The sequence below is a fragment of the Brevundimonas sp. ZS04 genome (assembly GCF_001956865.1).
Classification (GTDB): Bacteria; Pseudomonadota; Alphaproteobacteria; order Caulobacterales; family Caulobacteraceae; genus Brevundimonas; species Brevundimonas diminuta.
Genome location: NZ_MTHE01000018.1, coordinates 1 through 11877, shown reverse-complemented (window position 1 = coordinate 11877; position 11877 = coordinate 1). Strand labels below are relative to the sequence as shown.

The following is an 11877-nucleotide window of genomic DNA, read 5'->3' as shown; positions in this document are numbered from 1 at the left end:
GTGGGCGCCAACCTTATATGTTGGCGAGAGTCCCGCTAGCAGCTAAACCACCCCGCGTGGAGCTGCTTCGCTGGCGGCGCCTGCCGTTGGGGCGTGTCTTGATAAGGCCAAGGATCAAAGTGACGTCGCTGGGTTCACCCTCATCGCTATCTCGCAACAGCGTGGTCATTGGCGCGCTAATGATGCGCGAGATTGTTACGCGTTACGGTCGCGAAGGCCTAGGGTTCCTTTGGCTAGTAGCAGAACCGTTGTTGTTTTGCTTGTTCGTGCTCGTCATGTGGTCGTTTATCAAGCCCGCGTACGAGCACGGCATTCGTCTAGGTGCTTTCGTGATGACAGGATATATGAGCATGTTGCTCATTCGCCACATTATGTCGACGTGCTTAGCGGCTGTTCAGGCAAATGTGGGGCTGCTTTATCATCGCCAGGTAACAATACTTCATATATACGCGTCGCGTATTCTGTTGGAGATATTGGGAACGAGCATAGCGTTTTTTGTAGTTTATGTGCTTTTATTTTCCCTCGGGCAGGTTCAGCTTCCGCATGATATGCTTCAATTAATTGGCGGATGGACCATTCTGGCTACGCAGTCTTCGGGCTTGGCGATTATTATTGCGGCATTGGCCGTCCGTTTTGATACGGTAGAGCGCATCGCTCCGCTTATCCAGTATGGTCTGATCCCTGTTTCTGGCGCTTTCGTAATGGCTGCCTGGGTTCCTCAGGAGTTTCGAAACGTCCTGCTCGCGGTTCCCTTTCCTCACGCCGTCGAGTTAGTGCGTTCAGGTGTTTTTGGCGAATTTGTTCCAACATACTATGATATCTCATACGCTTTGTATTGGGCGCTTGGATTGAACCTTTTTGGTATTTTGTTGCTTGCCAAAGCTAAATATTATTTAGAAGTCGAGTAACGGCGGAAGCACGAAGATGACCGATCGATTGGAATATCTGGGTCCTCTGGACCGGCTGGCTGTGAGACGGCCGCGCATCAATTTTGCTTCGCGTTCGTTCGTGGCTTTTTGTGTTGTTGTGGTTCTCCCAACGGTATTTGCCGCAATCTACTACCTGCTTATTGCTGCGCCTCAGTACGTATCCGAAGCGCGTTTCATTGTGCGCGCGCCGAGCCAAGACCGGCCGTCAGGTTTTGATGTCGCGCTGCAGGGAGTGGGCTTGTCGAGCACCCAGACGGATGTGTTCGCGGTGCACGAGTATATCGACTCGCGAGATGGCATGACGGATCTGCGGAGCAAGGTCGATTTGAAGGGAATGCTTGGGCGGCCCAAGGTCGATTTTATAGCGCGCTTCCCGCGCCCTTTGGGCTCACAGAACGATGAGGCGCTGTTTGAGGCATATAGACGCTTTGTCACGGTAGGGTACGATTCGACCAAAGGTATCAGTACGCTTCGGGTGCATGCGTTCGCCGCCCGAGATGCGCAGGCGATATCAATCGCTCTGTTGGATGGCGGAGAACGGTTGGTGAACCGTCTAAATGATCGAGCCTATTCCAATGCCATCAAAGAATCGGAAGGCGCAGTCATTCGAGCGGAAGAACGTCTCGTTCAGGCCCAGAGTGAACTTGCAGCATTCCGGAACCGAGAGCAGTTTATAGACCCTTCGAGAACGGCGCTGGAAGGCACTTCGCTAATTGGCGATCTTATGGGGCAGGTGGCGACTCTTCGAGCTGAACGCGCACAAATCGCTGCCCAGGCGAGCAATAGTCCGCAACTCCCCACAGTTGATGCACGGATTGCCGCCTTCGAGCGTCAAATCGAGGTCGAACGCGCAAAACTGGCTGGGGCGACCTCATCGTTGGCGCCGAAGATCGGTGTATATGAGCGCCTCGTATTGAACCGTGAAATGGCCGATCGCGCAGTTGCACAGGCACGAATGGCGCATGATGCGGCTGAGCAACAGGCTCGGAGCCAGAAGCTCTATCTTCAGCGTGTGGTAGAGCCGCGTCTTGCTGATGCGCCGACCTATCCTAAGCGCTTCATTGCGATATTAGCCGTGTTCGCTACCGCGTTGGCGATGTTTGGAATGGGATGGCTGGTTGTGGCGAGTGTGTCGGAGCATCGACAATCCTGATGACATCGCCTGGAGTGGTGGTCGAGAATCTCACTATGAGGTTCCGCGGCAGTCCTGGTGGACGCCCGATATTTGAGAATCTGTCGCTGGTCCTGGAGCGAGACTCACGTTTGGCGTTGCTCGGTCGGAACGGCCAAGGTAAGTCGACTTTGATCAAGCTCCTGGGAGGGGTGCTTCCCCCCACTTCGGGTCGCATTCTTTGGGGTATGCGACCGTCTTGGCCCATTGGTTTTGGCGGCGGATTTCAAGGCAGCCTGTCCGGGCTCGACAATATCCGTTTCCTGAGCCGGATTTATAATCAAGATTACCGAGAATCGATTGATAGGGTTGAGAGTTTTGCGGAATTAGGGTCGGCTCTTCAGCGTCCAGTAAAGCATTACTCATCGGGCATGCGTGCAAGACTGGCTTTTGGTCTTTCCCTAGCCTTTGAATTCGACTGCTACATGATCGATGAAATTGTCGCGGTAGGCGATGCTCGATTTCAAATCAAATGCCGAGAAGAGCTTTTCCAGAAACGCGCCAACAAATCTTTCATTATGGCCTCTCATGACGTGGCTCTGGTTCAAGAAACCTGTGAGCGCGCCCTTATCCTTGAGGGAGGTCAAGCCAAGCTGTTCGACGACATCGGTGAGGCATTGGAAATCTATCATTGGCTCCGCACGAAATGAAACGGTCGCCAACCATTGCGGTCTTCATAGTTCCGGGCCGTCGACTGGAGTCTTGGCTTGAAGCGTTACAGATTGCTGCCGAACAAGCGGGGCTCGTCTATCAAGAGGATTGGGGCGCGGAAGAAGTTTCCCTGAAGGCTGAAGGCTGTCTCACAGTCGTGTGGACCGAGAAGCCGTGTGTTGCCGACCAAATCCTGGTAGTTGCGCCCGACCCAGCCGACGCGGTCAGAGGGTGCAGGCTGCTGTATAATTTGACGGGCGACGAGGCGCTTCGCCACGCCAGCCGGAGATTTTCGCTCGCTGCCTTCGAGGTTGGCCGAGGCGCTCGCCTTATCCGACCCGGCCCCGATGTTGTTGATCTTCCAATTATCGGCCCTGTGCTCCTCCCCGCTTCCGAGCCGGGAAGACAGGAGGCACGTCTAGCCATGTTTAATCACTTGCCGCCGGCGGTGGCCGATGCGGGAGTTTGGCCCCCGAGCTTGATGTGGCGCGCGGGTCCTGAGCGTCTGTCATTGGATGGGGGGGGCATAGACCTCACTGGCAGGGGGAGGGTTCTAGCATTTGGGCCCTACGTTATGCTGCCGCCCGGCCAGTGGCGATTGACAGTTCTTTTCGACGTGGAAATCGGAAATGCGCCTGTCAGCATAGCATTCCACTGGGGCATCGACGGGAGTGCGGTCTGCGAGGAAGTCGAGATCGCAATGAGCGGTCGGTATAAGCTTCATATCGATCATACATGGATCGAGGCGGGGGCCACTCAGTTACACCTCAGCTTGCCCCGGGCGACGTTCTCAGGATATCTCAAGCTTCACAGGATGCATTGCGAATTGATCGCCGCGCGAAATACCGCTCGAAATTCCTATCCTGTCCTAGATCGACTTTCGAGCTCGCAAGCTAAAGGTTAAGTTATGAAGAGTGCGGTTATCACCGGGATCACGGGTCAAGACGGTGCCTATTTGGCACAGTTACTGTTGGGCAAAGGATACAAAGTCACGGGAGTGGTGCGGCGCTCGAGTAACTATGGGTTGGCGACCCAGCGTCTCGACTGGCTGGGGATTCGAGATAAAGTGCATCTCGTCGATGGTGACCTGTTAGATCAAAGCGGCCTAGTTCGCATCCTGCGGGACGCAAAGCCGGACGAGGTTTACAATCTGGCCGCTCAGTCGTTTGTGAAGACCTCATGGGATCAGCCGATCCTGACCTCGCAGGCGACGGGGGTCGGTGTGGTCAATATACTTGAAGCGGTTCGAACAGAAGTGCCCGGTGCTCGTTTTTATCAAGCATCGTCGTCCGAAATGTATGGGCTGATTCAAGAAGAGATGCAGAGCGAGACCACTCCATTCTATCCTCGCTCTCCTTATGCTGTAGCCAAGCTCATGGGGCACTGGATGACAGTGAATTACCGAGAGAGCTTTAATATGTTCGCTTGTTCGGGAATTCTTTTCAACCACGAGTCTCCTCTTCGAGGGCTTGAATTCGTTACGCGCAAGGTAACGGATGCGGTTGCCGCTATTGCTCTGCAGCAAGCGACTGAGCTGCGGATGGGGAACATGGACGCCAAACGCGATTGGGGCCATGCCCGCGACTACGTGGAAGCGATGTGGTTGATGCTTCAGCAAGATAAGGCTGACGACTATGTCGTAGCGACGGGGCGTACTGTTTCCGTGAGGGAGATGGTCAATGTCGCGTTTGCTCACGTGGGCTTGAACCCCGACCAGTACGTGAAAATTGATCCCGAATTTTTCCGTCCGGCCGAGGTTGATGTATTGCTGGGCAATCCAGCGAAGGCGAAATCGGCGCTGGGTTGGGAACCTAAGACGTCGATGGAAGAAATGGTGCGCGAGATGGTCGATGCGGATCTGGAGCGGCGTCGCAAGGCTTCCTGATGGCGGACAGAAACCGCATTCTTGTAACCGGAGCCAGCGGCTTTGTTGGGCGACGCCTTGTCGCCCAACTCCGTCAGCTATCAGGCATTAAGGTCCTGGGGGTTTGTGGCCCTAACCATGCTGGCGGCCTGGACCTCACGGACTTCGCCGCATGCTCCCGCCTTGTGAACGATTTCCAACCCTCCAAAATCGTCCACCTTGCCGCCCAGTCTTCCGTCGGGACAGCATTCGGCGACCCTGCTGCTGTGTGGCGTGCCAACTTCGACGCCACCAGGAACCTAGCGCAGGCGGTGTCGGCCCAAGAAAGCCGTCCCCATTTCATTTTTGCGTCCAGCGCAGAAGTCTACGGCGCTGGCTTCAATCTCGGGCCGAGAAGCGAGCGTGATGCCATTCTGCCCAATTCGCCCTACGGACGGAGCAAAGCCGCGGCGGAAATGATGCTGGCGGACATGGCGGGAGATCGGCTTGCGGTGACAACTCTTCGCCTATTCAACCACACGGGACCAGGCCAAGATCGACGTTTCGCAATTCCAGCCTTCGCATCTCAAATCGCGAGGGTCGAAGTCCTAAACGGATCCCAGGCTATTCGAGTTGGCAATCTTGACGCGCAGCGGGATTTCACTGATGTCGACGACATCGTTGATGCCTATGTTGCCGTGATTAGCGGAGCGATTCCGGAGGAAGCCCAGATCTTCAATGTGGGCTCAGGAGAGCATAGGCGAGTCGGTGATCTTTTGGATATTCTGATCCGACTCTCCGCCGTCGCCATAACGGTTGAGCAGGACCAAACGCGAATGCGCCCGTCAGATGTTCCTGTCGCCGCTGGGGTATTTAACAAGTTTGCTGCTGCCTATGAATGGCAGCCAAGGCGTGTTCTTGAACATACCTTGGCCGCTGTCCTTGGCTTCGAACGTAGCGACCTAACGGCCGCGACGGATCACCAAACCGGCGGAAGTTGAGACATATCCTTCGAGCGCCAGCTTGAGGTGCGGCGGCGCCGAATAGGGCGGCGTGTCGACGAAACCATCGATCGACAAGGAGTCGGGTGCGATTACGAATGGAGAAACCTCGTGACCGCGTTCTTCAAGGGTGCGAATGAGTTCTTCAAAATCGCGACGCCTGTAGAGGACAGTCCACCCAGTATCAACCGTGTCCTCGTTCGAAGAAAGGTTGAACTCGGTTGTATGGATCGCAACGCCTCCTACGCGCAGTGTCTTCTCCACACTATTGATGATGAAATCAATGCCGTGCTGAAGGCTTCCAAGGTGCTCCAAGCAACAAGATGACCAGCAAAGATCATAGTCTTTTAGACTGTCGTCGATAGCGTTCATGTCGCACTCGCGCCACTCGACCAGTCGTTCGAATTCCTCTCGGCTCAACTGCCCAGAAGGCATAGCGGCCAGTTCTTCAGCATACTCGTTGCCCGATTGCCAGGCTGCGCTAACTTCTGACGCTCGGGGCGCATCTGTTGCCGTTATTTTCATGCCTGAGGCGGCAAAGACAGCAGGTAAAGTCTCCTGGCCTACGCCGAAGACCAGCCCTTTCTTGCCCGACGCCACAGCGCCGGATTTGTAGGCATGATGAACGATATACACCCACTCCCAGTACTTCCTGTGGAAGACGCTAGGGACACCGATCTCATCGGAAATCCGTTTGAACTCCGGATGGAAGAAATCTCGTGAAGAGCATGTGGAATGAGTCATGAACTCGGACGATGGGTCGACACGGTAGACGTCTATAGCTGGGATGAAGAGGTTCTCTTTCCAGAGTTTTTCTGACTTCACTCGCCGCAGAATTTCGGGGTAAAGGCGATCAAGTAGGGCGATGTCTTCTGGCGTCACGACGGTTTTATCCTAATTATACCTAATTCGATCGAGCGAGGATCTCGTAGCTTTCGAGTGTAACCTTGGCTCCAGCGTTTAGTACGATTAATACTTCGACGTCTTGAAGATTCCCAGGCGCTCTGAAAATGGCGTCGACGATGACGCCGTCGGCCGCTCTAAGTTCGAAGCTCTCGATGGTCCGGGCGCCGAATTCGCCTTTGATCTCGATGACGCCGACGTCGCCCGTATCATTGGCTATGGCCTTGCCGCGCACAACTAGGCGATGCAATCCAGCCGACAGCGCCATGTAAGGTCCGTAAGCGAGAATGCCACCTTCTCCAGTGGAGACAAGGTTGTCGCCCTTGGCGACGCCGATCATGTGCGGCAGGGCGGCGGGCACGGCCTTGAAATGACGCACCCAGTGTTCGGTCGCGGCTTCCTTTCTGATCGTCTGGTGCATGAAGGCGGCGACGGTTGCATAGGATTGACTGGCTCGAAGGGCCGCGCCCGCTGCGCGCAACGATTGGGCATGGGCGTTGTCCTCGGCGATATCCTTCAGCGCCTGCTTGATGCCTTGCGCCAGCGCGTTTGGCGACACGCCGGGCATCCGGAACGCGGCGCAGGCCACGTCATCGAAGATCGTGAGCGGCGTCACGGCAAGCGGGACCCCAGTCGCCAATCCCATGTGGACAGCCGCGCTCGCAGACTCTCCCGTCTGCTGATAGGGGAAGACGAGCAGGTCTGCCGCTCGTAGCAGTTTGGTGCTTTCAGCGTTCTCCAAGAATTCCGTCCTGAACTCGACATAGTCTGACACGCCGAGATGCTTGGCCATTGCGCGCGTTTCAGCAATCAACCCGCTTGAAACGCCCTCAGCGTCGCCATAGTCCGCGTTAACAAGGCGCAGCTTCACCGCCTCGCCCTCATTCCTGAGGATCGCAATCGCTTGGACCAACTCCTGAAGGCCCTTGTGCGGAAGGAAGAAGCCGTAAGCAGCGACAGTGGGGGTCTGATCCGTTCGAGGCGTAGGCTCTATTGGCATGGCCGGCACACCCAAAGGCACCTGAAGAACGTTCCCCACAATACCGAGCGCGGTCAGTCGCTCCACGTCAATATCATTGTGCACAAATATACGATTGCAGCGTGTCAGCGTTTGCTTCAAATCGCTCAACCTATGCCCAAAAGCATCCTGAGGATTATTTGTAGAGTGAAGTGTGATGTATAGTCGTCGTCCTCGCCTGAACTGGATATCGGCGAATCGATTTAGCTCCTCGAAGTTGAAAAAGCTGTAGTTGAACTGGATGACAATGTCAGTCGGGTTGTACGCTTCGATCTCTTCCAAAAGCGCGGCGAGGCTGGCTTCCTTGTTTTGCTCGCGTACCCGGACAACATGATGATCTGTGCGCCAGATTTCGTCCTCGGGCCTAGATAGAGTTTGAGCGAAAATCGCTATATCTTGAGGAAGGTGCTCCAGAAGGCTAGCGGAGTAACTTGCGATACCGCAGCGATTCCCCCATGAAGTCAGCCAAGCGATGCGGCAATCTTCCGCAGTGGGTCTGACTAGGCCAAGCTCGATTTCATTCCGCGCTAGGCATACAGCAGCCTTGGAAGCTAGGTCTTCCGCCATCACGGGCAGATCGGGGATGGAAGGCCATTGCGAGGCGCCGGCTTTCAGCATCAAACCCTCTTCGATCGCGGTCAGTGCGCGCTGTGCGCTGTCTTGCCAGGTGAATCCGGCGCTGTGCTGCCGAGCATGAAGCTTGAGACGCTCCATAAAGCCGGCGTCGGTTAGTGCCTGCTCCATCTTGGCAGAGATGGACTTGGTGTCGAATGGGTCAAAACTGGCTTCATCCCATCCAAGAACTTCGGGAACACTAGTCGTGTTCGAGCCAATTACTGGCGCCCCACAAGCCATCGCCTCTAGCACTGGCATCCCCAAGCCCTCCCAATAGGTCGGAAAGACAAAAAGCTCGCACAAGTTGTACAGGGCAAGTAACTCGTCATCAGTTACGTGACCCGTGAAGACAACATCATTGTCGGATAGGCCCATAGAGCGGCCAAAAGCTTTTAACTCCTCGTAGACGCTAGGCCATCCATTGCCCACAATAACAAGTTGACGCCCCTCGCGAACCTGCGCCGGCATCAGAGCAAAAGCCTCAATCAAACCTTTTTGGTTCTTCCGCTGGTCGAAGCTAGCTGTATAGAGCAAAAATCGGCCGCGAATTCCTCGCGCCGTGACGGATCCCCACATCTTTGTGCGGGCATCCGGCACTGGCTGAAAGCGAGCATCAATCCCGCCGCGGATGTCCGCAACAAGACCGTCGTAGCCTGGAAGGGAGGCGAGGCCCTCCTGGGCTGAATAGTCCGAGATCGCCAGCAGCACGTCAGCGTGCCGCAGTTGGTCTACCTTGCTCAAATAATGAGTACGCGCACGGGGGTCCCGAAGGTAGGCGTCCGCCTGTCGAAGTGGGATCAGATCGTACAACGTTACCGCCGTCAGGCACGGCCAGTCTGGGCTGATCGTTGTGGCGATGTCGTCGCCGATACCTTCTATCAAGCTGGAAACATGCAAGATGTCAGGCGACAGTTCGCGAATGAACCGGTCCCGGATTTGGTCCGCGACATCTGTGGTCCGCCCCTCATCCGTCAAGTAGGCCGAGCCTTCCGGGATACTGCATATCCGGAAGGCCGTGGGTGCTAGAAGGTCGCGAAACTCCCTTCTGATCACAGCTTCCGCTTCTGGATTGCGGTCATTCAGCAAGATCAAATGCTCGTGCTGTGGCGACAGGCGAACTATCGCCTTGCTTAGTTCGAGCGAATATCGACCGATGCCTCCGAGACGGCTTCCCGACTGACAGCTTTGTAGATCAGTGACGAAGCGCATTAGGACACCTTACTCCGAGTTTCCTTCAGTCCGATCTGGCGTTCAATCTCTGCCGCGCGGACTAATAGCAAAGGCAGTCTTCCCACGACAATCGAGGTCGTATCATGGGCGTCCTGCGCAACGGGGCCAGTGAACTTCTGAGTGCGCTTCGTTACGCCAGCTCTCGCCAGAACCGAACGACGGGCGCGAGCAATCTTCTTCTTCGTTCGGGCCAGCCTCTGAAGCAGTTGCCAGAAGCGCCCGGCCTTAATCTTTCTCAGCTCCTCATCGCGTTCCGCCACCGTCCGCTGCAGATGCCCCACGGCCTGGCGATGGTTCTCCAGATCGATGGCCAATGTCTGAGCGTGGGCTGTTGTCTCACCGAGTCGGGCTTCTGCGTCGGCCAAGAGGCGCTCGGCCAAGCCTCGCCGACCTGCCTCGACGTCGAGCGCCAAGCTTGTGGTTTCCAGCTTCCGGATTGCCTGGCAATGAACGTCCGCTTCTGAAATCTCAGCCCGCAAAGCGACTAGTCTGGCCCGGCTATGAGCGATTTCATTTCTTAGGAGATGAAATCCCTGTGTGAAGGCGGATACTTGAAACCCATCAAAACAGTTGGGAGGAGGGCCAAAGACAGAGAGAAGGTATTCTTTCTCAGGTGACACGTAGAAGCGATTGAGAGAGTCATTATAAGCAAAAACGTATCCGCGAGACTCTAGAATCGACTCCCATTGATGGTGGGTAGGTGTTGTGGAGCCGGGAGCGGTGCTCTCAACAACCACAATCCAAGGGAGGACATTTGACGGGGACCAAGTTTCGAGAATGTCGCGCTCCATTCCCTCGCAGTCGATCTTCAGCCAGTGAATGTCGCGGTCAGCGTACGAATCGAGAAGTGCGGAAAGGGGTAACGTGTCTACGCTTATGACTTCGCTGGAAAAGCCCATCGAGCGGTGCTTTTCGGCGATATCGGTTAAGCCGGTGCTGAGGCCTGTGTGAGGGAACTCGAAGAAGGTCATCTGCCCCTTCGTTGAGCTGACCGCGGCCTGGACAACCACTTCGTCCGGTCGGGAGGCTCGCAGCGCGTCAGCATAAATTGGAGAAGGTTCGACGTGAACGCCGCGCCAGCCTGCCTCATAAAACGCCAGGCTCACCGAATCGATGATCGGATGCTGGGCGCCAATGTCGATATAGAAGCCGCTCGCCACGTCACGTAGTGCGCGCCGCAGAATGACGTCTTCAAAATTTTGAGCATAGGAAATCATGAAGGGGACGGATCCGTTGTGTGGTCGTCAATGCGTGGGCAGCATTGATATTGTCCAGACTGATGGAGCGGCATGCCGATTGTCTACCAAGATGACGCGCGAGGGCGGCACCCCGGATGTTTAGGTTCGCGGAGTTATCAGCAGGGTAGAAAAGTTGGTCAGTTCATCATCCGGCCCAACCCTTGTGAGTTGTCCCCACGTGGAGAGGTGAACGTTCACGCGGTCGAATGGAATTTTCATGAAGGTTTCGCGATAATCTATGCCGCGAGCTACAAGATGGGGTACGTGAATTTCAAGGTGAATATTCTGACAAAAATCAAAAATATCAGGCATTTCCTCTAGCAGTTCATGCTCGTACCCTTCGATATCAATCTTAATGAAATCGGGCGACTCTAGCATAACGGAGTCTAGTTTCATAAGGTTAATGTTGTGGCTGTCTCCTGAAATAAGAAGGCCGTCTTCATTTGATTTTATCTGTGTGTTAGAATTTCCGATCCCGGCTGGAACAATAACGATATTACTCGCATCATTTAGCAGGAATGAAAGGGCGGCGATTTCAATATTTATTATTGACGGCTCGAAGGTGTGAACCCTTCCTGTCTTTGGTATGCAGGTAGAATAATAGAGCGCCCATACGCCTTGATGTCCACCTATGTCGTAGATGACTTTGGCACCATAGTGCATGCCGTGGAAAGTTTCCACGAGGAAGTCAAAGTTCATCATGGGGCTGTCGGAATACCAGGATAGACCCTCTTGATTCACAATCGGAATGTAGACGCGCTGGCCGTTGAAAGTCATTTCCTTTAGCCACGGTTTATCGAGGAAGGCGGCTGTTAGTCCGGAATTTACGCGATCAAGACGTTGCCTCATAGCCGCAATGGCCATCAGAGTAATCTCCTGGCGATCGCCGGAGAAATTCTCGAACGGGGGAATGTTCAGGGCGCTATTCGTGATTTCTGGTGAAAGGCTCATGGCGCGATAGGCGATGCGTAGGGCATGAACATAGCGCTCATATGAGTCGCGTGTGACCACCGGACGGGCGTCGCCCTTATGAGAGCAGCGGAGAAGATCGTCATGCAGTGGAGAATCGATCACGGATTATTCCTCGGGGAGTGGTATGAGCGAAGCAGCACGTTCGGCTTGGTGAAGCAATAGCGCTTGCCTATCCATGGGGCGGTCGTGGTTTTAGCAATGGCTTTCTATTAGGCTTGAGCGGACGCAGCTATGATGTGGGCCAAAGGCGATGTTAGAGGCGACACAACCCGTCTCTCTGTGATCTTCCTCATAATGCTCCCCACC

The 11877-nt window shown here is 55.0% G+C and carries 9 protein-coding genes; 5 read left to right on the top strand and 4 right to left on the bottom strand.

Annotated features, from left to right (window positions below):
• Positions 1 to 17: 17 nt before the first annotated feature.
• The 5 genes from BJP32_RS15170 to BJP32_RS15145 all read left to right on the top strand — a co-directional run bounded on the left by BJP32_RS15170 (position 18) and on the right by BJP32_RS15145 (position 5595).
• Entirely contained in the window at positions 18 to 908 is an 891-nt protein-coding gene (locus BJP32_RS15170) for an ABC transporter permease (RefSeq protein WP_198935302.1), read from the top strand.
• A gap of 16 nt (positions 909 to 924) precedes the next feature.
• Entirely contained in the window at positions 925 to 2082 is a 1158-nt protein-coding gene (locus tag BJP32_RS15165) for a chain-length determining protein (RefSeq protein WP_076224686.1), read from the top strand.
• Positions 2040 to 2750 carry an ABC transporter ATP-binding protein gene (locus BJP32_RS15160; RefSeq protein WP_313634208.1) on the top strand — a complete coding sequence of 237 codons (711 nt, stop codon included), beginning with the start codon at positions 2040 to 2042 and terminating at the stop codon, positions 2748 to 2750. Before BJP32_RS15165 ends, BJP32_RS15160 begins: the two co-directional genes overlap by 43 nt.
• Before the next feature lie 908 nt (positions 2751 to 3658).
• Complete coding sequence (gene gmd / locus BJP32_RS15150) at positions 3659 to 4636, top strand: GDP-mannose 4,6-dehydratase (protein WP_076224681.1); 978 nt, start codon at positions 3659 to 3661, stop codon at positions 4634 to 4636.
• Positions 4636 to 5595 carry an NAD-dependent epimerase/dehydratase family protein gene (locus BJP32_RS15145; RefSeq protein ID WP_076224680.1) on the top strand — a complete coding sequence of 320 codons (960 nt, stop codon included), beginning with the start codon at positions 4636 to 4638 and terminating at the stop codon, positions 5593 to 5595. Before gmd ends, BJP32_RS15145 begins: the two co-directional genes overlap by 1 nt.
• Here the strand turns inward: BJP32_RS15145 and BJP32_RS15140 are convergent.
• The 4 genes from BJP32_RS15140 to BJP32_RS15125 form a co-directional block, all read right to left on the bottom strand.
• Entirely contained in the window at positions 5557 to 6477 is a 921-nt protein-coding gene (locus BJP32_RS15140) for a methyltransferase type 11 (protein ID WP_198935301.1), read from the bottom strand. The two genes, BJP32_RS15145 and BJP32_RS15140, sit on opposite strands and share 39 nt — an antisense overlap.
• Positions 6478 to 6499: 22 nt before the next feature.
• Positions 6500 to 9340, bottom strand: coding sequence for a glycosyltransferase (locus BJP32_RS15135; RefSeq protein WP_076224678.1), 2841 nt, complete (start codon positions 9338 to 9340; stop codon positions 6500 to 6502).
• A complete protein-coding gene (locus BJP32_RS15130; protein ID WP_083674017.1) occupies positions 9340 to 10578 on the bottom strand; it encodes an FkbM family methyltransferase in 1239 nt (412 codons plus the stop codon). Before BJP32_RS15130 ends, BJP32_RS15135 begins: the two co-directional genes overlap by 1 nt.
• 120 nt (positions 10579 to 10698) lie before the next feature.
• Entirely contained in the window at positions 10699 to 11673 is a 975-nt protein-coding gene (locus BJP32_RS15125) for an FkbM family methyltransferase (RefSeq protein ID WP_143255489.1), read from the bottom strand.
• Positions 11674 to 11877 lie beyond the last annotated feature (204 nt).

Excerpts from the sequence above, each read along its gene's own strand:
- BJP32_RS15170 (WP_198935302.1), top strand. The coding sequence starts at position 18 with ATGTTGGCGAGAGTCCCGCTAGCAGCTAAACCACCCCGCGTGGAGCTG.
- BJP32_RS15165 (WP_076224686.1), top strand. The coding sequence starts at position 925 with ATGACCGATCGATTGGAATATCTGGGTCCTCTGGACCGGCTGGCTGTG.
- BJP32_RS15160 (WP_313634208.1), top strand. The coding sequence starts at position 2,040 with ATGGCTGGTTGTGGCGAGTGTGTCGGAGCATCGACAATCCTGATGACA.
- gmd (WP_076224681.1), top strand. The coding sequence starts at position 3,659 with ATGAAGAGTGCGGTTATCACCGGGATCACGGGTCAAGACGGTGCCTAT.
- BJP32_RS15145 (WP_076224680.1), top strand. The coding sequence starts at position 4,636 with ATGGCGGACAGAAACCGCATTCTTGTAACCGGAGCCAGCGGCTTTGTT.
- BJP32_RS15135 (WP_076224678.1), bottom strand. The coding sequence starts at position 9,340 with ATGCGCTTCGTCACTGATCTACAAAGCTGTCAGTCGGGAAGCCGTCTC.
- BJP32_RS15130 (WP_083674017.1), bottom strand. The coding sequence starts at position 10,578 with ATGATTTCCTATGCTCAAAATTTTGAAGACGTCATTCTGCGGCGCGCA.